Source organism: Vibrio sp. OPT20 (assembly GCF_963889365.1).
Classification (GTDB): domain Bacteria; phylum Pseudomonadota; class Gammaproteobacteria; order Enterobacterales; family Vibrionaceae; genus Vibrio; species Vibrio splendidus.
This window is the reverse complement of the sequence record NZ_CAWPOA010000058.1, coordinates 225,112-247,997: the sequence shown is the minus strand read 5'-3', so window position 1 is coordinate 247,997 and position 22,886 is coordinate 225,112. Positions and strand designations below refer to the sequence as shown.

Annotated in this window: 6 protein-coding genes and 1 pseudogene; 4 read left to right on the top strand and 3 right to left on the bottom strand. The window is 43.9% G+C overall.

The window, feature by feature from the left end:
- The 3 genes from rtxA to rtxH form a co-directional block, all read right to left on the bottom strand.
- Positions 1-14,473 (bottom strand): MARTX multifunctional-autoprocessing repeats-in-toxin holotoxin RtxA (gene rtxA / locus AACR09_RS13185; RefSeq protein WP_228010571.1); only part of this gene is annotated, 14,473 nt, incomplete at its 3' end.
- Positions 14,474-14,493: 20 nt separating this feature from the next.
- Positions 14,494-14,955 carry an RTX toxin-activating lysine-acyltransferase RtxC gene (gene rtxC / locus AACR09_RS13180; protein WP_193835154.1) on the bottom strand — a complete coding sequence of 154 codons (462 nt, stop codon included), beginning with the start codon at positions 14,953-14,955 and terminating at the stop codon, positions 14,494-14,496.
- A 26-nt stretch (positions 14,956-14,981) separates the two neighbouring features.
- Entirely contained in the window at positions 14,982-15,326 is a 345-nt protein-coding gene (gene rtxH, locus AACR09_RS13175; protein ID WP_076649220.1) for a protein RtxH, read from the bottom strand.
- A gap of 428 nt (positions 15,327-15,754) precedes the next feature.
- Between rtxH and AACR09_RS13170 the strand changes: the two genes are divergently transcribed.
- The 4 genes and pseudogenes from AACR09_RS13170 to AACR09_RS13155 all read left to right on the top strand — a co-directional run bounded on the left by AACR09_RS13170 (position 15,755) and on the right by AACR09_RS13155 (position 22,876).
- A complete protein-coding gene (locus AACR09_RS13170; protein WP_193835153.1) occupies positions 15,755-17,878 on the top strand; it encodes a type I secretion system permease/ATPase in 2,124 nt (707 codons plus the stop codon).
- Positions 17,875-19,236, top strand: a complete 1,362-nt coding sequence (locus AACR09_RS13165) for an HlyD family type I secretion periplasmic adaptor subunit (protein ID WP_193835152.1) — start codon at positions 17,875-17,877, stop codon at positions 19,234-19,236. The genes AACR09_RS13170 and AACR09_RS13165 overlap by 4 nt, the downstream gene beginning before the upstream one ends.
- Before the next feature lie 104 nt (positions 19,237-19,340).
- Positions 19,341-21,431: pseudogene (locus AACR09_RS13160) on the top strand (type I secretion system permease/ATPase); the annotation flags it as partial.
- Positions 21,432-22,021: 590 nt separating this feature from the next.
- Positions 22,022-22,876, top strand: a complete 855-nt coding sequence (locus AACR09_RS13155) for an MIP/aquaporin family protein (protein ID WP_004732234.1) — start codon at positions 22,022-22,024, stop codon at positions 22,874-22,876.
- The last annotated feature ends 10 nt before the right edge of the window (positions 22,877-22,886 follow it).

Below are 22,886 nucleotides of genomic sequence, written 5' to 3'. Positions count from 1 at the left end.
CACCGCCGGTAAAGATATTAGATGTTCCTGTCGCATAGTAGACATCATCACCTCGACCACCCCAGAAGTTATTGTTATCTCCTAGGTACGCGCCGAGATCTTTACCATCACCACCCCAGTTGAAGTTGTAATTGCCTAAAGAAACGTTGATGTCTCCATCACCTTGCAAGTGACCGCTATTACGAAGGAAATCAAATGTTTTCTCCTTCATATTCAGTAGATCAGCCGTCAGGTTTTCTTTTAAGTTTTCCACCAGCGACTTCATTTCTGTTTGCTTATTTTCACTGAAAATGGTCGCAAACAAATTAGGTAGATTTAGCGAATTAAAACCAAATGCACGATCTTCTTTAGCGGAGCTATCTGCCGTTATTGCATCGCCGTTATCCTGAGCTCCAGCGACATTAGTGCCATTAACAGAAACGGATGAATTATCTTCTTCCTCTTCCGGTGCTTTTTCTTTCAAGCCGTGTGTTTCTGCGAACGTCTTAATGCCGTCAGCACCCATATTGACGCCCGACTCTAGGTTGTCTAGCAACTTAGCTGGGTCAACGAAGGCTTGTAATTGATCGCCACTAAACTCACCAACAACTTCCAGCATTTCTTTTAGGATTGCGACACCGTCTACTGATTCGCCAGTACGAGACACAATATGCCCTGCAGCTGTGTAATCCACACCGAAGATATCACCTAGCGTCGTCTCTGCACCTACACCGGCAAGTTGGCCTAGAAGCTTGTTTTTTAACTGACGAGGAAGATCCTCGGGGCTGTAAGTAAACGTTGTTTTAGCTTGCCCCGTTGTGGAAAATTGTTGAGTCATAAGACCAAACAACGAACCCAAATTGGTATCAAGAATCGACTGAATATTATCACCGAACATAAAGTTCCAGTTACCCGTCGTCATTTGAATATCAGCACCTTGGCCACCAACAGCAAAGTTAAACGCTAGCTTCTCATTCGCTTGACGGAACTTATCTGCACGACTCATTTTACTTGAGTCAGAGTTATCATTTCCGCCTAACCACTGGTTGTATTGCTTGTTTAACGTCGCTTCAGCGTCATTTTTCAAGCCGCGGCTACTGCGTTCATTTTGAGAATCCAAGTCAACCAAGCTTGTGTAATCAACACTGCTACTCTGATCTAAGCCAGACATATCTTTAACGAACTTTTTAGCCCCAGATAATGTCCACTGCTGCTCTTGAGCAGCTAACCAATCTTGACCTTCACCTGAACTCGCTATGCTTTTTAACACACCAGAGATTCGAGAGGCGCCGTCAAACGGATTAACCAGAGGAGGCGTAGGAATTGATTTATCCATCATCACAATAAGATCGTTGCTTTGCCCCAAATTGAAGCTCACATTACGATTACCGATGAACATCTGTGCGCCTTCTAGAGCTTGATATCCGCCAATATCAAAGCTGTGTTTACTTTCTCCGTCACCAACGTGAACCATCACGTTGTTGTCACCAAAAGCGAGAGATTTAAAGCCACCAGTGCCGACTTTAATGCTAACGTTCGAAGTGCCCCAGTTAACTGCAGTAAATTCACCATCACCGACATTAACTTGGATATTGCCAGAATAGCTGAGCTTGCTCTTACTGCTACCAGATGATGAGGACTCAGTATCATTCTTGCGTTTTTCTGGTGCATTGAACACATCACTGTTTTCAGCAATTGCGCCGCGAGCGGTCTCATCAACCTCGCTGGTACCTACGCGAGAAAGATCGATGTCTCCTTCTGCGATACCATTTCTTATACGTTCATGTTTTTCGGTCACTTCGCCTTGTTCATCCCAGCTAAGTGTCACTTTGTTGCTTTTCTCTTTTTGTACCCAATGACCATTTTCGTCATGGGTATGTTTACGACCATTCGAGTCAACAGCAACTTCTGAGCTACGGACAGAAACATCGCTACGGATATCGTTGTCACCCATCGATTGAATAAGAAGTCTTCCGAAGCCATTTTGTTTGTCATCACTGATTAACGAACAACCGACTACACTAATATGATCAGGGCTAGCCTTGACATTTTCAGCTTCACTAAACGCTTGATTGAACGCTGCTAGTTTCACGGCTAACTCATCTGCGCTGTAACCGCTTAGATGGGTATTATTGTTTTCAGATTCATCACGACCATGACCAACTAGTTGCCAACGTAATTGTCCAGTTGACTTGTCTTTAGGTAACTTAGACGGGTCACCGTAAATCACACGATAATTACCGTCTGAGTCTAGCTGAACAACCACTGTACTATCTGGATGTTTGCCTGCTAAATTTTCAGCTGCTTTGGAAACCGAAGAATCATTCTCCATTTGAATAATGATTTGACCGTCAAAACGCGTTTCACCACCGTCAGATTGAGGGGATACGATGAGGCGTTCCCAACTGTTAACGTCTTTGTTTTTAACCGTGTCACCCGAGCCATTTAAGCTTGCTCGGAAATCAATCTTAGGTTTGCTCGCCACATCATCGTAGACAGTGCGTAAAGTCTTATCATCTTGTTCGATGACAAACTGATCCGAGGCACTCACTTTAAGTGCAGGCAACCCTAAACGATGGGTAATACCTGGAACAAAGCTTTCGATGCCTTTATGTGACTGCAAGTGCGCTTTCCCGTAGATAGCGACAAACTTTTCGCCATCAGGAAGAGCTTGCAATGCATCGACGGCAACGTTGTTCGCAGCACCAGCACGGTACATCAAGCCATGCTCTGTACCTTGAACTGTAGGTCGCGCTGTACTATTTGCATCTAGAGCAAGAATACGCATCCCGTTAGCACGGGCGTTTTCAAACAACGTAATATCTAAATGCTTAGTTTTGATCATTGCACTCAACTCACTAGACATAATGCCTGTGGACAAATAGTTGTCGATCAGTGGTTGGGCAAGGTCGGAACGAAGATGCTCTAAGCCGATGACTGTCACACCTTGCTTTTTGAGCGCGTCCATTTGTTCATTAACAAAGCGCAGACCATTCACATCGCTTCCATGAACTTCCCCAATTAAGAGGCCTTTGCGCTCGTTGAGAAGTACTGACAATTGTTCTTCAACACCGCCGTTCGCACCCGTAAGCTTGTCGCTTAACTCATCATAACCAGCACCAGAATAACGGCGATCCCAATTGTCAACGTCGGTCTCATGACTGCTGCGATATATACCCTCAATGTGATCCATACGATCTGTCTCAAGCTGAGATATATAGCCTTGATCAGCGAATTTTTTCAGCAATATCATTTCAGCGGAATCACTGGTCGTTGAGTCAGACTTTTTAGCGGCTTCTTTCAAGAAGTAGAAAGCCATTTGTACCGACTCAACCCCCGTCAAATCCTGAAGCTCCTGATAGCTATAGCCAAGGTGAACGGTTTTTGTTGCCTCATCCAAAACAGCTTTGCTAAGCAAATCAGCAGACTGTGACTTTTCTAACCATAGTTTAAGGTCAGAATACTGCTCACCAAGCTCGATGTGATACTTCGCGTCAAAGCCCAAGTCACTCGGAGTTTCTCCTGCATAACCTTGTTTTGGCGATAAGTATGGGTCTTCATTAGCCCAGCGCACCATCATGTCCGTTAGGCCAACATGCTCGCCATTTGCTTCTTCCATAGCAACAACATAAATACGAGCGGCCAAATCAGTTCGCGTCTGTGCAATAGCATCAATGCTCTCTTGGGTTACTTTCATCTTGCCACTGAACAGCGCCGTGTTTACTTGCTCTTTCAATGTCGTCAACGCAAGGTTACGTCCAGAGGTTGGATGTTCGGCCAAATAATTATTGATCTGCTTGTTCAGTTCAAAACTCGCCCCCACCTGATCTCGACCAATAGAACTATGCACTAATTCAACTTGATCCAAGATGGCTTGATAAGAAGCACCAATCGGTTTAGCAAAGACTTTACCGCCATCTTTCAACTCTTGCTTCGTCATAATGGTAGACAAATCAACGACTAATTTTGTCTTGTTTCCTAACGATTCAAGGTCCGTTACTTTTAATTCTGTTGACTTCTTAATTGGTGTTGCGTCAAAGACAGGTAAATCAAGAATTCCCTGCAATGTCGTCTTATCACCTAATGTAGGCTTGTAAGTAGCTAACGTATTGCCGTCCATCACCACAACACGGTTGAAAATAGCTTCTCCAACATCATTTTTTGGTAGTCTGTAACGTTGAGCCATATCCAAATCAGACTTACCAAAGAAGCGAGTTAAATAAGTGCTAAACTTGTCTTTTGATGAAAACTCTACAACACCTGCATTCGGATCATAGAAACCGTAAACACGATTTTCTCCATCACCTTTTGCCCAAGCAGCCATTGCATGACCAGGAGCATCTAACTCTAATAAGACAGGCTTGTTGTCAACTGAAACGTCTGTGATCTTTTCAATTACACCCGTAACCGTTAGAGCTTTCTTACCCTCAAGCTTCTCTTGCCATACTTTCATAGAAGTATCATGCATTGGGTTTTTAGTATGGATCGCTGCAAGGCTATCCATTAGCTTACTGGCGTTTGCCCTCTCCGTTTCCGAATAGAGCGTAGGGTTACTTAAGACTGCAGCTGTTGAATACATCTTTTCTAACAGCTTTCTCGCCACGCCAACCTGACCATCGCTTTCTAGCTGTTTAGCAACAAGTATCAGCTTAGATAGCGGATCACAACGGCCACCAAACCCATCGTTTGATAAATTCAATAACAACAATTGAGGAGCAAGTTGTTCACTGGCTTTAGCGTCAGTGACTCCTGAAGACGCCACGTCACGGAATAAGCGATTATGCTTCTCCGATTTAGCTTGGAACGTTGCCTTCAAACCTCGGCTTTCGACTTCCCAAGCAAGCGCACCTTTCTGTTCTGCACTCCAGTTACCTTCGACCAATAGGTCCACTAACTGCTTGATATTCATATCAGGTCTAAAACCTTCCACAATATCTTTCGCATGGTCAATTTTGTAACCATTCAAGAAATCTTTGGTAGTGCGAATGTCTTTTGATTTACCTGGCACCGTTGTGTCTGGTTTTAGTGCTTCACCGTAGCGAGAAAGGTCGTTTTTGATGCCTTTTAGTACGTCGCTGGCATCCGCTGATACGCGGTCTGCGTCAAACAAACCAGATACGATTTGCTCAGCGTATTGGCTCATCAAGCGATTACTCGCCTCGTGGCCATAGAAGGTTTGCTCACCGGTCACATTAAAGCCAGATACCGCTAGCTTGGCACGAAGCTTCTCACCTTCGCCGCCTAAACCTTCATTATCAGTTAACAGCATGATCGGCGTATCTTTCGGTAAACTTTTCAAGTTTTTCTCTACGGAAAACTGGCCATTAACTGCCTTAGACAAAGCTCCAACAATTCCAGCAGGATTCGCCACTTTATGAGCAGTGATGGCTTTAGTCATGCTTGGCATAGGACGGTCAAGCAATAAGCCCGAAACCGCTTGGCCATTTTGTGCAGCATAACGCGCTAAATCTGCAGCAATTGGACCACCCATTGAGTAACCGTGAATAATAATATTACTTGGGTCGATACCCTTATCATTCACAAGATACTTAAACATAGTACGGGCATCTTGATAGAGACCTTTTTCGCTTGGTCCACCATCGCTTTCGCCATAACCGCGCATATTCACAGCCAACATATCAATATTTTGCTTGTAATAATGATTGCGAATCGCGCTCGCTTGTTCTTCTGAAGATGACCCAGAGCCGTGTAGGAACAGTACGACTTTGCCATTTCCTGTACTTTCTTCACCTTCGGATGTTTTAGCCCCCTGATGGAAGTATCCAGACAAACGACCAGCTTCACCTTTCAGAGTCACTTTTTGAGATTCACTTTTTTCAACAGCAAGCCCTAGCAATGTTTCTGTGGTATCACCAATCTTACGACGAGCATCTTTAGTTCCGAACAACTCATTATTTAGGAATCGATTTAACGGGCTGAGAGACTCTTTGTCTCGTGGCGGCGTGCCATCATTTTCAATCGCCACGTTTTCTTTGTACTTATCGTTGCCTGATAGGGCATCATTGACTTCCGGCTTGCTGATTGGCGTCGCATCAAACACAGGCAAGTCAAGAATCCCCTGCATGGTGGTACTATCACCAACTGTCGGCTTATAACTCGCTAGTGTGTTGCCATCCATCACCACCACGCGGTTGAAGATCGCTTCACCTGCGTCGTTTTTACCCAGCTTGTAGCTTTGAGCCATGTTCAGATCGGACTTGCCGAAGAAACGCGTTAGGTAAGCGCCAAATTTCTCTGCTGACGAGAACTCAACGATGCCAGCATTTGGATCATAGAAGCCGTAAACACGATCGTCACCTGAGCCTTTTGCCCAAGCCGCCATCGCGTGATCCGGAGCATCAAGTTCCAACAACACAGGTTTACCGTTAGCTGGTACATCGGTGATCTTCTCAACCACACCGCTTACGGTCAGCGCTTGTTTCCCTTCCAGCTTTTCCTGCCACACTTTCATCGACGTATCATGCATTGGATTCTTCACATGAATAGCCGCCAAGCTGCTGAGCAACTTGCTTGCATTGACTTTTTCACTGTCTGAGTAAAGCGTTGGATTGCTCAGCACCGCCGCCGCAGAGTACATCTTCTCCAGCAGTTGTCTTGCAACGCCGACTTGACCATCGTTTTCTAGCTGTTTAGCGACCAGAACAAGTTTAGAAAGTGGATCACAGCGTCCACCAAAACCGTCGTTCGATAGGTTCAACAGCATTAACTGTGGCGCAAGTTGCTCGGTCGCTTTCGCATCCACCACTCCAGTAGAGGCAATCTCACGGAACAGTCGGTTGTACTTCTCAGATTTGTTCTGGAACGTCACTTTCAATGCACGACTTTCGATTTCCCAAGCAAGCGCTCCTTTTTGCACTGCACTCCAGCTCCCCTTAACAAACAGATCCACCAGTTGCTTGATGCTCATGTCTGAGTGGAAGCCGTCAACGATATTCTTGGCATGGTCGTTTTTGTAACCATTTAGGAAATCTTTAGTAGTACGAATGTCTTTCGATTTTCCTGGTACGCTAGTATCCGGTTTCAGCGCATCGCCATAACGTTTAAAGTCTTCCTGTAGTCCTTTAAGCACTTCGCCCGTATCTATCTTCGCTTGTGTTGACGTGCTCGTCTCATTGCTTTCGATATAAGGCGCGGTGATTTTTTCCCATTTATCAGCATACTGCGTCATCAGCCATTCGGCTTTATGATTCGCAGAAGCACTGGATTTAGGTTTTTTAACTGGCGGCTGGCCTTTGCTTGCGCGGTACTCCTGATACCAAGTATCGAAATCATCACTACCATTAACCAAAGCGTTCACTTCAGCAATAATGACTTTACGGCTTGCAGAATCAAAATGATCGAGTGCCTTCACATCAACTTTTGCCGTGGATTCTGTTTTAGGCACAAATTCACTTAACACGTTCGGCACGCTTCGGAACTCAAACAAGATAGCGGGTTCTGGCTGCTGCACACTTCCTGTCGTAGCGTTGTTGATGCCATGTCCTGCCACTTCGCCGCCATACTGGAAGTATTCAAATACACTCTTAGCAAGGCTTTCTGAATATGAACCTTTCAGCTTGCCAATGATTTGTTGTCTCACGTATCGTGAATCATCTGCACTAAGAAGTTCCAGCATTTTGATAGGCTTAGTTCTTGGCAAAATCTCCCAAGCATTTTTTACTTTCGGATCAGTTAACCCTTGAGCGTTTGGAGAGAAACCCTCCGATGCAGGATCCCAATCATTGATGTAGATACCGTACTCTTTGGCCAGATCTGCAGTTTTTGAATAGACCGATGTGAGATAGGCATACACGTTTTGCGCAGCCGTCGGATCATCTAATTTGTGCTCATTAGAGTTGACTAAAAACTCATCTCTAAGTCCCGACTGGTACCAAGATGCCGATTCTAGAAGTCTGACTTCCAATGACGAGCTTGAGCCAAATTCTTTCGCACTAATGCCCATCGTGGCTTGTTGTCCACTAGGGGTCATCCCTATTGTCTGCCCTTGAGCTTCAATTGCAGTGCCGTTACCAGCCGCGATGAGATGCTTCGAATTCGAGATAACCAGCGTAAAATGTCCATCATCACTCACCAATTGAGGTAAGCTTTGGTGGTTTGACTGGTTGATATGGCCTGTAAACTCTTTCGCTAACCAAAGCATTGCTTCTTTACGACTTTCAATCGCCGTCGTATCACCGGCTTCACTAGGATACGTAACCAATTCAATTGTGTGCGTCTGCAAGTTGTTCACCCCATTGATATCCGTAATACGAGCTGGATTGCTATAACCACCTTGATTCATATCCTTGGTTAACATGAACAATGGATTACCTTGTGAATCATGCACATACCCAAACGTCTGGGCTGAATTCTTAGGTAAAACAACAACTAAACCAGATAGCTCGTTTTCTATACCAATTGATGTCGAGGCAAAATGGCTTTGAAACCCAGGAACACTTTTTGAACTATGTTGACCCGTTGCTTGATTTCCTTGTCCACCACTTAACCCTTCTAAGTTCACCCCTGAAATACGGATCTCTTTTCGAGCCACATCCTGAGAGTGCGTAGCTGGCAGCACAATGCTATCTGCATTGCTCTCAGTGAACAGAGAAGTGATTGAGCTTCCGGTATTTTTAGAACGAACACCCGCATTGATTTGTAGTCGATTTACGGCTTGAACCGCACCGTCTAGCGCTTCTTGCTCTTGATCGGTTAATCCTTCGCTAAATCGACCGTCGGCACTCTGTGGATTTACCGTGTCGACATCGCTACTGGTTGTCTCTTCACTTTGAGTAAAGTGACTTTCATTGGATAAACCACTGCCTGAGGCACCTTGACGATCAGGGCGGTCATTTTCGTTTTGCTTAGAACCTTTCGCGTCCGCTTGTGCTTGATTTGCTCTATTTTCAGCATTTCTTGCATCACGATTACCACGATCTTCAGCGTCTCTAGCTGAATTATTGGCATTCGATTCAGCTTGTTTAGCTTCATTGGTTTTCGTGGTCGCTTCTGCTTTACGTGCATCAGCATCGGCTTTAGCGTTCGCTATATCTTGCTCTGCCCCAGCGCGATTCTGTTCACCTTTGGCAACACCTGCTTCTGATTTTGCCACCGAATCTTTGACGTTCTTTTGACTCTCTTCATAGCTCTTTTTCGCAGCAGTGATCTGCTTACCAGAAACTTCTTTGGCTTTATCTAATTGAGTTTGAACATCATCTAAAAGACCTCCGGCAAAACGCTCACGCCAATGGTCACCAGATTCGCCCATATATTTAGCTTTGTCATCGAGTACTTTAAGGCCTTGAGCCATTGCCGTCAGGTCTTTAGTTACCGCTTCAGACTCTTCGTTTACAGCATCGCGCTGTGCTCGACCGTTGTTCTCTAATGCTTTTTGATCGGTTGATTCTAATTGAGCCTGAGAACCCGATACAGCTTCAAGTTGTTTCTGTTTTTCTTGTTCTAAGCGCTGGCGATCAGCTTCCACTCGTTCTTTGTCAGACATTGCATTTTTTACAGCTTGATTTTGCTCTGCACTATCGGCAATAGTGCTAGCTTCGTCAGACATCTCATCAGGTTGATAAGATAGTTCGGATACCTGCAGTGGAGTACCAACGGTTTCGATGATCGCTTCAGATTTCGCCACAACATTATCTAAAACATAACCTCGCCCATCGTTATGGCCAGTACCTTTAAATTCTATTTTGTTACTGCCGGAGTTTGCAGTCAATTTCAGTATTTTGTGTTGCCAAGCTGTCTTATCACCAGAGGTTGAGAATACAACATCACCGTTCCAGAGAACCTCTATGCCTTCGTTGCTTGAAATACCCGCACGTCTTGCGAAATCAAAGCTAACAGCAATGACTTCTCCTTCAGTTAAGGCAGATAAACTTTGAAAAATACTAGTATTTTTATCTACATCTAACTCAGTGACACGAGAACCATGGCCACCATTGCTTACACCATAAGCTTTCGCTGAGTGCACAGCTTCAATGCCATGTGTTGACTCCCAACCGTGACCATTTTGTTCAAAGTCGCCATTGACGATTAAGTTAGGGGCTTCTTCATTCTTTGAAGAATCTTCGATGTTAGTTTCATTTTTAGTAGTAAGTTCTTTCGTTTTACTTAAAGAATCTTCGATGTTGATATTTTCTTTCATGTTACTGAGGTCAGGTGCTTCAACGTTCGTCACGCTTCCACTTAAACTGTCTTTTAAGTCGGAGCCTACTTCTTCGATCTCATCCAGCTCAAAACCATCAAGTTTTGTGATTTCAGATTTTGCAATCTTCCCTAGACCTTTTTGAACGCTTGATGACGAAGCTTCATCACCTTGAACTAGGTAATTAATCGCTTGGCTACCACCGACTCCAAGAAGAGTTTGTTTAATATTGTCAAACAATGTCGATAGCTTGTTGCTGCTGGTGTTGCTAGACGCGACAGCTAGGCTATAAAAATCACCGTTACCCACTTTAATAGCAACGTTATTTCTAGCATAAGAAGCATTGATTCCTAAACCGTCACCTACGTGAACATTCACGTTTGCTTTGCCTTTCATTACCGAAACATTGAGGCCATCGCCCACTTTAGTGTTGACGTTATATTTGCCCCATGAAACGTTAACTGAAGTACCATCACCAATTTTTGTGTTGATATTCGCATCAGCATAGGTCGCCGTCACACTTAAACCATTACCCACGGTTGTCGTAATATTGGCTTTACCTTTCGCTGCAGTGACCTGAAGACCATCGCCGACTTTAGTGACAATATTACCTTTGCTCCAAAGCGCGTTGAAGCTATCACCGTCACCCACTTGAGTAACAATATTCGCTTCGCCTTTCGCCAAAACGACATTACGGCCATCACCCACTTTCGTAATGATATTCGCTTTAGCCCAAGAACCGGTATAATCATCGCCATTACCGACGTGTGTGATTACGTTCGCCTTACCTTGAACCACAGAAATTTCTTGACCATCACCCACCTTTGTAATGATGTTCGCGTCACCTTTGGCGAAGTTGTATCGGTCACCGTCACCAACATGAGTGAGGATATTCGCATGTCCCCAAGCCGCATTGACTCCCAGTCCATCGCCCACTTTAGTGACGATGTTTGCTTTACCTCTAACTAAACCGACAGTCGCACCGTCACCAATATGGGTCATGACATTACCCACTTGCGATATCAGTAAACCAACGGTGGTTCCTTCGCCAACTTTGGTTAAGATATTACCTTTACCCGCCAACACAGCTGCGGTTGTTGCATCACCAACATGGGTCACTACGTTTGCTTTCGCAGCTGCGACAACACCCATGAAGTCATCACCGACTTTCGTTATGATATTCGCTTCACCAAGGGCTAGTACGCCAGTAAGACCATCTCCTATGTGAGTCACAATGTTTGCTTTACCAAACATCGCAGCTAAGGTTGTGCCATTACCCACTTTCGTCATCACGTTTAGTTCGCCAGCAAATAAACCTAAGCTTGTGCCATCACCAACGTGAGTATAGATATTCGCTTTACCGATCATTAATGCAGCAGTTAGGTCATTACCCACTTTAGTCATGATATTGGCTTGGCCAAGCATTGCAGCAAACGTGCTGCCATTACCCACCTGAGTGAATATATTTGCGTTACCTACCATCGCGGCTATCGAAGTACCATTGCCCACTTTGGTAGCGATATTACCTTTCGCCACCATTAATGCGACTGTTGTACCGTCACCAATATGCGTAAAGACATTGGCTTCCGCGACCATAAGCGCTAATGCATCATCATGACCAACCTTGGTAAACACATTGCCTAGGCCACCCATTAGCGCCCACGCGCTCTCTTCACCAACGTGAGTAAAGATATTGCCTACGCCGATCATAGCTGCTATTGAAGTGCCGTCGCCTACTTTGGTGAAGATATTACCCGCAGCACCCATTACGCCAATTGTTTGGCCATCGCCGACATGAGTCAGTACGTTACCAATACCCAACATAATGCCAGTGGTATCACCATCGCCTACCTTGGTCAGAATATTCGCCCCACCAACCATAACGCCAGTTGTCGAGCCATCACCAACATGTGTAAGTACGTTAGCGCCTCCTCCCATAACGGCAAGCGCGTTGCCATTACCTTTTTTGGTTAGGATGTTTGCACCACCAAGTGCGACTGCGGTCGTATTTGAGGCTGTCTCATCACCGCTAATATGAGTAATGATATTAGCACCACCAAGCATACCCGCCGTGAGGTCACCGTCACCCACTTTAGTCATGACATTCGCGCCACCGACAAGTACAGAAGCGATGTCACCCTTACCAACCTGTGTCATGACATTAAAGCCACCGACCGCTAACCACAACCCATTGCCAGAACCAATTTGGGTGTGCGTGTTGTAGCCGCCTAGCATAGTCAAACGACTATTACCGTTACCTTTGTGAACTGAAATATTGCCATAAGCAAGTAAGTGAGCTAAATATTCGCCATCACCAACACGAACCAATACATTGACCGCACCGCCTGCATAGACATCCATTTTGCCTTGCTTGCTCTGATGGACTAATACGTTAGCCAAGCCAGCACCACGGAAAGTGAGATCGCCTTCATCGCCACTTTTAACAATAACGTTTGCCGCGCCACCACCAATAAATTCAGTATCACCAAACTTAGAGCTGTGAAGGATAACGTTGGCAATCCCTCCACCATTAAAATGAACATCACCGCGGGTAACATTGGACTTGATGACGTTCCCACCACCAACACCATTAAAACGCACATCTCCTGAGCTTTCACCGGTATCTGTAGCAGGTTTGATCAATGCTTGTTCATTGTACTCGTCAATATCTGCGACCGTTTCGCTAGTACTTCTTACCGCATTTACACTGTACTGAAGATCACTCAGCGAATATCCACCTCGACCCATTGAGTGATAACCATTTGCTGACGAAATATCCTCATTGGCCAAATTTCCGGTGTAATTACCTTTTTTGTACCAAGAGCGGGCCTGGTACTTTAACTCGCCAGTTTCTGAATCATTTGCTAATTCAACCACCACAACTTTTGTATAAGGGCCAAGCACTTTCGCATATACATACGTGTTTGATTTACGATTTGACTTAACACCTTTAACATCAACTGTTGTGCCATTTTTATAAATAGCATCGCCACCCATTTTTGCATCGGCCAAAACAACATCTTCAGCATCGATTAAAGCACCGTTTGCGTATGTAACCCATTCATATTCAGTCAGGTCTTTCTCAACAGCATGAACGGTTACTGACTGTTGATGTTCGAGTTCGATATTAGAAAGGGTGTAGCCGCCATTGATTGGGTTTGACTCAAATCCACCTGAACCAGAAACATCGGATCGAGCAAGGCTAGTTAAATGATTTCCACGCTTATACCAAGCTTCTGAGTAGTACTTAAGATTTCCAGTTTCCGAGTCATTATAGAGACGAATTTTATTAATTTTGGTGTAAGTACCATCAGCGATAGCAAACAAGTAAGTATTTGCCTCCCGTTCTGATTTTATTGCCTTAACAGAATGGAACTTATTCCCGTTACCAATCGATAACCCATGCATTTGTGCAGCAGTCAGAACGATCTCATCGGCATTGGCATTGGCTAACCCTTCGTCTTTGAAATCGTTACCAGACCCTTTACGGGTAATCTTGTTGTAAGCCCCGCCTCCAGAGAAATGGATATCACCGTGTGCCACATCAGAATAGATACTGTTGTATCCGCCAACACCTTCAAAGCGAATGTTGCCACGTGTTTCCACATAGACATCATCCGATTGTCGTGTTCGTTCAATGCGGTTTGATGCACCCGCTCCCTGCAATGTTATATCACCGACTTTACCTTTGCGAACGAGATGGTTATCGGCACCAGCACCACGGAAAGTGATATTACCCGTTTCTACTCGTGAGCTAATACTGTTAGCAGCGCCAACACCATCAAACGTCACATTACCGCGAGAGCCTTGGTATTGATTGAACCAAGTTCGATCAAGTTTGTTACCGGCCCCAGCTCCAGTAAAAGATAAGTTACCTTGGTTTGTTTCATGCCAAAGGCTGTTATAGCCACCAGCACCACCAAACGTCACATTACCACTTAGACCTTTACGGGTTATCCCATTATACGCAGCAACACCGCCATAATTTACGTCACCGCGATTACCTAGATGATCAATAGATACTCCGCCAGCAGCACCGGCGAATGAAACGTTTCCATCGCCACTTTTGTCAATGTCCGCATACCCAGCAGCACCTGTTACATTTAGGTTGCCAACAGAATCTTCTACTCTTAGATATGCAGCACCACCTACGACCGTATCATTGCCGCTACCCGTGTAAACCGTCGCCCCAATTGAACCGACAGTGACGTGATCATCACCTCCACGAGCATGTATTTCGCCACCAAAACCGATAGCAACAATGTTGTTGTTACCTTCATCGCCGGAATAGTTCCCTGTAAAGAAGTATTCAACACTTCTCCAAAATGGTTTTCCCATAAAAAAACTCTAATTTAAGGTTAAATAGAAAACCACTGTACCTTTCTGATACAGCGGTCATTTTGAGCGTCGACCTTGCCACGGACGGTACAAACTTTCTGCCCCTTCCACGGAAGGAATACTCGACGTCGCAGATCATTAACGACCTCTCGACCATGTCCGAATGGCGCTATCATCTCTGGAATATAAATATGTTGACCGGATCGCCAGTCAGATAGAGAGATTTCGCGAGTCCCTGATAGCAACTCATCTCGGCTCGGCTCAGACAAAAACGCCCAATTACAAAATGCAATTGGGCGTCCTTGTTCATCTTCGTAATAGCAAAACTGGTTTAGCTCAAGCGCAGGCATAATACGTTGCTGCCATTCAGCAACAACGTATCGGCTGTGGAGAGGAGAATGCTGACTTAGCAACATCACCCCGCCAATTAAATTTTTAATTTGAGCTAAGGTAAGATCTGCTGATTGATGTGTAATAGACATATGCTCTATATCACCGAATACAGCTATTATTTAGCTTTAGAAGCTCTCTTCTTTGGCGCAGGTTTTTCTTCTGTTTGTACTTCTTCAACCTGGTCAACACTAGGCTCACCTGAAGGTAAAAAACCTGCAGCAACCAGCTTGTCAAATTCAGCTGACATACGAGGATCTTCGAGCATGTTTTTAACCATTGAAACCATATACATGAAACCAGAAGCTGGCATATGAACCACTTGTTTAAGTTCAAGGTCATCATCATTTTCAGCCATTACACCGCTAGCCATATTGTTTTGATCTTGACCTACGAAATAAAGAGAAAAAACACCCTTATTGTAATTAACACTAGATACTGTTTGAACAAATTTCTCTGTCATAAATTCCCCGAATTATTTTGTATAAAAATTAGCGGGGTGTTTTCTAACAAAAGAAAGCACCCCGACAACAAGCAAAAAAGGTTTGATATTAGGCTCAAACCCAAAGATATAATTGTATTTATTATTTTTCGTAAAATATGCTACATCTTATAATATGAACTATCAACAACAATACTAATGAATAGTAGAGTATTCATTCTAAAATCAGATACTTCATATCAATGATATTATGGCAAGCATGAAGTCACTCAAACTATCATTATTAACTAGATTTAACTTTATATTAACTATTCAGCTCAAATTATAAACACAGCCGAACTATTTTCTAACCAGATCTATTTTTTAATTCTTGATTGAACGTTATAAAAAGTGGTGATAGCATGCCGAACTTTTAAAAATGCTGTAAAAACATCAGCTAAGAAAAACCTATGACTGAAAAAGAAAACCTTACGCTGGTATGCATACAGTTTTATTTAAATATTGTTGGTAACAACGAAAATAACAATCCAGACAATACTAAATTAGATAAAGCTAATAAATTAGATAAAGAAAATTCATTAATAGATAATATAAAAATAATACAACATAAAAATGGAGTTAAAATTTCCACAAAGCATTCTAGATTTAAGGAAATAAAAAAAATAAAAACTCCTGCCATTCTATTTGACAGTCAAGATTCACCGTTTATTTTAGCTAAATCTAATAAAGATAAATGTTTAATACAAAGGCCTAATAAAGAGGCTCCTGAAGTAATTTCTTATAACGAACTCAATTCAATTTGGAACCACAAATGGATAGAGATAAAACAAGCTCAATCACGTTTTGATATCACATGGTTCATTCCTGAGTTTCTAAAGCACAAGAAAATACTGGGAGAGATTTTCTTATTCTCTTTTGTGCTGCAAATACTCGCCTTAATCTCACCACTATTCTTCCAGGTTGTTATGGATAAAGTGCTCATACATCAGGCTTGGTCAACTCTTGATGTGCTTGTTATAGGACTTGTGATAACGGGAATTGTCGAGGTTATACTTCGCGGCTTACGTGAGTATCAATATGCACACACAGCCAATAGAATTGATATTCAATTAGGGCTTAAGTTAGTAAAGCACTTGTTTGGCCTTCCTTTGATGTTTTTCAAAACACGCCAAGTAGGAGCCATCGTAACTCGAGTGCGTGAGCTTGATACAGTGCGAGAATTTTTAACAGGCTCAATGTTTACTTTAACGGTCGAGTTCTTGTTCATGTTTGTCTTTCTCTACGTCATGAGTTTGCTTTCACCTCCTCTCACGTGGCTATTTATTGCAACCATCCCTCTTTATGTATTTCTCGCTTGGTGGCTTACACCTCGAATGCAAGCGGCGGTAGAAGAGCAATTTACGCACGCCGCTGCAAATACCTCTTTTCTCACAGAGACAGTAGCTGGCAGTGAAACTCTAAAAAGCTTAGCCGTAGAGCCTCGTTTTGTTCGCCGTTGGGACGATCAAACGGAAAAAATGGTCTCTACTGGATACGTGGTTCAGCAACTCAACAATCGCTCTAATCATGCTGTTCAACTTATACAGAAGGTAACCAGTGTCGGTATTTTATGGCTAGGAGCAACTGAAGTATTATCATTGGAGATGACTATTGGCCAACTCATTGCCTTCAACATGATGACGAATCACATCGCTCAACCCTTATCTCGTATGGTCGAACTATGGGGGCAGTTTATTCAAACCCGCGTAGCGTTAGAGAAATTAGGAGACATGCTCAATTTGCCGGTAGAACAACATACAGGTAACGACATGGTGACAATGCAAGGGGCTATTTCTTTCAAAAACGTTCTGTTTCGTTACCAACTTGATACCCCTCCTACTCTCCATAATTTATCTTTGGATATACAAGCAGGAGAAACCTTAGGCGTTGTCGGCACATCTGGTTCTGGGAAAAGCACCTTAGCTCGATTATTACTGCGACTATACAACCCAGAGCAAGGGTTAATCACGGTTGATGACACTCCACTGAATCAAATTAGTATTCAGCAACTGCGCCAACAAATCGGCATAGTGCTGCAAGAAAACTACCTATTTAACAAAAGCGTTTGCGAGAATATTGCCCAATCAAAACCTGAGGCAAGCTTAGAAGAGGTTATCGAAGCGGCGAAGCTCTCTGGAGCTCACGAGTTTATTATGAAGCTCCCAATTGGCTACGACACGATATTAGCCGAAGGCGGGCAATCTCTTTCTGGCGGGCAGAAGCAACGGCTCGCGATTGCACGAACTCTGCTTTCTAACCCCAAAATCATTATTTTAGATGAAGCTACTAGTGCACTTGACGATGAATCACAGGCGTTGATTCAATCCAATATGGCGAACATCGCAAAGGGCCGAACGGTCATTACTATCGCTCACCGATTATCCACCGTACGAGATTGTGATCGAATTATTGTTCTTCACCAAGGGAGTATCGTCGAGCAAGGCAGCCACCAACAATTATTAACGTTGGGTAAACAGTACAAACAGTTGTGGCAACTTCAACAAGAGCTCAAACAAGAGGATTCAAACGCATGAAAAGCGTAATCAAGCAATTCTTGGCTAGATTCAAGTTCAACCAAGCCGCAGAGAACCACTACGAGTTTTTGCCTGCACACCTCGCTTTGTCACAGCGCCCTCCTTCACCATTTGCTCGTTTAACGGCAATCACTCTTAGCCTAGGGGTAATGGCGGTATTGCTTTGGGCGTATTGGGGAAAACTGGACGTACAAGCGACAGCAACCGGGCGTTTCGTTGTCTCTGGACGTTCACAAGTAATTCAATCTTATGAACAAAGTAGAGTCCTCTCCATTCACGTTAAGGACGGGCAGCGAGTTGATAAAGGCGCGCCACTTCTTACTCTCGACACCCTAGGCATTAATCAAGATATTACACGTCTCATCACTCAATCCGAATATCAGACAAATGAGTTAGTTCGCTATCGATCTCTGAACAGTGGCCTTCCACTCTCTAAAGACCTTCTATTTTCGACCTTACCATCTGCACAGCAGACATTAATCAATGAAAACCACCTTAGCGAGAAACGCGAGTACGAGTCGACTCTTGCAAGTATCAAGGCAGAAATGCACGTCAACAATGCATCACAGGCAGCCCGTCAAAGCGATATCAACGCTTTAATTCAGTTGACCGAAAATATTAGCCAAAGACTCGCGGCACGAAAAACGTTGAATCAAATAAAAGTCATTGGACACGTAGAGTATCTAGAGCAAGAAAAAGAGCTACTGGAGGTTCAGCGTCAAGTGTCTCAGCAGCGAGCTGAATTAGAGGTTTTGAAATCCCAATATTACAGCCTTGAAGAGAGGTTAACCGGTTTCAAAGCACAAAAGCAAAGAGAGTGGCTTGAGAAACGAAAGCAAGCAAAGTTGCAGTTGGTTGGGTTAGCTCAGGAGTTATCTAAAGTTCGTGAGCGTGAACAATTAGAAATAATCCGCTCCCCTGTCGATGGCACGGTGCAGCAACTCAGCATTTACACGCTAGGCGCGGTACTTCAACCTGCACAAAACTTGATGATTATTGTCCCTGGAAATTCCGTTCAGCAAGCAGAGATACAGATTCTCAACAAAGATGTAGGTTTTGTTTATCCCGGACAGTCAGTGACCGTAAAAGTAGATGCGTTTCCATATACTCGCTACGGCACTATCGAAGCGGAGTTGTTAAGTATTTCTCGCGATTCGACCACGGATGAACGTCTAGGGCTTGTTTTCCCAGCCCAAGTTAAACTCATCAATAACAATATCTTAATTAACGGAGAAAGCGTCGAGCTAACGCCTGGTATGTCTGTTGTTGCGGAAATCAAAACGGATAAGCGCCGAGTTATCGACTATATACTTAGCCCAATACGTGAATACCAAGCTGAGTCGCTACGAGAGAGATGAGAATGGATATGACCTTATCAACAACACAAGATGTGCCTATCGCCCAAGATACATATTGCACTCAAGATACCTCTAGCAATCAAGATATATCTGCCACAAAAGATAATGGCGGAATAGACGCCGTCGTTTATGCCGGAAATCATTTTCACAAGAAATCGACTAAAACACAGCTAAAACATGCATTGGGTGTCAATCATTCCAATTTGAGCGACATGCAAATAAGGGAAGCAGCGGATTATATCGGCCTGAAAAGTCAAGTAACGAAAGTAAAATCAAACGAGTTAGATACCCTTCCACTACCCGTTTTAATTGAAATCGACAATAGTTGGAAAGTGCTCACAAAGTCAGCTGATAGTTCCTCTCTTTTATATGACCCAACCACTCAATTAGACCAACAGAGTGAGCTTAGTCTGAGTAGTCAATTATCGATGTACAAGGTAATACTAGTCGCGGATGAAAGACTAAGTAACAAAGAAGTGAAATTTGGCCTTAGTTGGTTTGCCCCCTCTATTTGGCGTCAAAAAAGCCAGATGCGTGACGTGTTTTTCTATGCTATTGCACTTCAGATATTCGCACTAGTAAGCCCGTTGCTATTTCAAAATGTCATCGACAAAGTACTAGTAGGTCGCAGTTTATCAAGTCTTCATGTGCTCGCAATGGCCATGCTCGCATTAGCTATTGCTGAACCAGCATACAGCTACTTACGCAATACCGTCTTTGGTCATTTGGCGAGTCAGGTTAATGCAGAGCTATCAGGGCGCCTTTATCGTCACTTAGTTGGCCTTCCACTCACTTATTTTAAGCAGAGACAAACCGGGCAAATCATTGCGCGAGTTCGTGAAATGGCACAAATCCGTCAGTTTTTAACGGGTTCGACGTTAATGTTAGTACTCGACTTAATTTTTGTGGCTGTCTTTATCGCCGTCATGTTCCACTATGCTAGTACTCTGACTTGGTTAGTCATCGGTTCATTGATCATCTACTTCTTACTTTGGCTTATCGCTGGCCCCTTAATAAGAAAAAAAGTGGAATCAGAATACGAATCAGACGCCGACGCCACAACCTTTTTAACTGAAGCAGTAACAGGCATTGAAACCATTAAAACAACTGCTACCGAACATCGATTCTTACATCAATGGCAACGCATACTCAGCCAGCAACTAAAGCGTAGTTTCGATGCTCAAAAGTCTGGGTTAATCGCAGGGCAAAGCATCGCACTTATCCAAAAGCTTACCGCCGCATTATTGCTATGGTGGGGAGTCAGCGCTGTACTAAATGGTGAGCTAACGCCCGGTGAATTGGTCGCATTCAATATGTTAGCTGGTCATGTTACCCAACCGGTACTTAGACTTGCTCAAATTTGGCAAGACTTTCAACATACTCTCATTGCATTGAAGCGAGTGGGTGACATTCTTGATGAACCAAAAGAAAACAGTAAACAGGGGCTAGCTTCTGTCCCTGAACTCAATGGTGGCATAGAGTTTCACAACATTAGATTCCGTTACCACGAAGACGCTCCAGAGGTACTAGCTAACCTCTCATTAGAAATAAAACCAGGGCAATTTATCGGTATTACAGGCCCATCGGGCTCAGGGAAAAGCACCATAACCCGGCTACTACAACGCTTGTATGTTCCCCAGCATGGTCAAGTGTTGGTCGACGGTATGGACCTAGCTATCGCGGACCCTATATCGTTACGCCGCAATATGAGTGTTGTGTTGCAAGACAGCATTCTTTTCTCAGGAAGTGTTGCAGATAACATTCGCCTAAGTAAGCCACAAGCTTCAGATGAAGAGATGCGCCACGCAGCGCAACTTGCTGGCGCTCTAGAATTTATTGAAGAGCTTCCCCACGGATTCGATCAACCGGTTGGTGAGAAAGGCTCTTCTCTATCTGGTGGTCAGCGTCAACGTGTCGCATTGGCAAGAGCCTTACTCGTAAATCCTCGAATTTTGCTGCTTGATGAAGCGACTTCTGCTCTCGATTATAACTCTGAAGCTGCCATCATGAGCAACATGGACGAGATCTGTCGAGGTAGAACCGTAATTAGCATCGCACACCGCCTCAACACTCTTCGTCATGCGGATAACATTCTAGTTCTTGATAAAGGCCAAGTGTGTGAAAACGGAACTCACGATGAGCTGGTTGAGAAAGAAGGGCTTTATGCCAAACTCTGGAAACAACAGATAGGGTAATAAAATTATCGTATCTATTGCGAGAGAAGCTCGAACTTAGGCTGTACCTGAATATCTGTATTTGATTAATTCAATATCAAACATCGTTCAATAACTAGAGTCTCAAACACCGATCGTAGACAATTCTTTATAACTTGTTGTTAATCAACTACGGCAAGTTAAAAGCCATGAGCTGACTAACTATTAAAACTGCCAAACTACAACATAGTTGGCAGTTTATTCATTTATGCATATAAGCTCATTTGTTAACGCCCTTGTTACATAGCAAAAACATCACACAGCCCTCCCTAATTAAGTCTAATAATCCGCCACTCACGAAGTAGCATCACAAATCCAAACATAAACTCCTCGTACCAGTTGCGCATTCATTTACATATAGGTAGTTTGAGCGGCTTCGCAACCTATCAATTCGAGCAATGACGTTCATGCGAGCATCTTTTTCGAGCAAAAGTGTTCGGATTAACATTTCAAGTGACTTTAATTAACAATTTTATGCTCAAACGCTCACTTTTGATGTTCGTTTATTTTCGAGTTCGCAAATATATGCACAATACACGTGCTAGATAAGCAAAACTAAAAAGGACTCGAACATGACAACAAACAAACACCCTTCTTTATTTGGGCAATGCTTGGCTGAATTTATCGGCACAGGATTACTCATATTCTTTGGCGTTGGCTGTGTGGCCGCTCTGGTATTAACTGGTGCGACATTCGGACAATGGGAAATCAGCATCATCTGGGGCTTCGGTGTTGCGATTGCAATTTACTGTACTGCCGGCGTTTCAGGCGCACACATCAACCCAGCCGTAACGATTGCACTGGCCATGTTCCATGGCTTTGATAAAGCAAAAGTGGTGCCTTACATCATTTCGCAACTGCTTGGCGCTTTCTGCTCTGCAGCATTGGTTTACAGCCTGTACAGCAACCTATTTACTGACTACGAAATCGCACATAACTTCGTTCGTAGCAGCCAAGACGCACTATCAACTGCTGGTATCTTCTCGACTTACCCACATGCTTCACTTTCTTTCTTCGGCGCTTTTGCTGTGGAATTCGTGATTACTGCAGTGTTGATGTTTGCCATTTTAGCGTTAGGTGATGAGAACAACGGCGCATCTCGCGGTGCAATGAACCCTCTACTGATCGGTATTCTTATCGCGGTTATCGGTGGTTCTTTAGGTCCACTGACGGGCTTTGCAATGAACCCTGCTCGTGACTTCGGACCAAAACTGTTCGCTTACTTTGCAGGTTGGGATTTCGCACTAAGCGGTGCTCGTGATATTCCTTACTTCATCGTTCCAATTCTTGCTCCAATTGCTGGTGCGTGTTTTGGTGGTTGGTTGTACCCACGTGTTATCGGTGCTTACCTACCTGTAGAAGGCCAAGGCTGCACAATTCCAAACCAATGTGAAACAGAAGAAGAAGCTGAACAAGCTCAAGCTTAATCCCTAAGCG

Bases quoted from the DNA above. Each gene is read 5' to 3' on its own strand.
- rtxC (WP_193835154.1), bottom strand. From the start codon at position 14,955: ATGTCTATTACACATCAATCAGCAGATCTTACCTTAGCTCAAATTAAA.
- AACR09_RS13155 (WP_004732234.1), top strand. From the start codon at position 22,022: ATGACAACAAACAAACACCCTTCTTTATTTGGGCAATGCTTGGCTGAA.
- rtxH (WP_076649220.1), bottom strand. From the start codon at position 15,326: ATGACAGAGAAATTTGTTCAAACAGTATCTAGTGTTAATTACAATAAG.
- AACR09_RS13165 (WP_193835152.1), top strand. From the start codon at position 17,875: ATGAAAAGCGTAATCAAGCAATTCTTGGCTAGATTCAAGTTCAACCAA.
- AACR09_RS13170 (WP_193835153.1), top strand. From the start codon at position 15,755: ATGACTGAAAAAGAAAACCTTACGCTGGTATGCATACAGTTTTATTTA.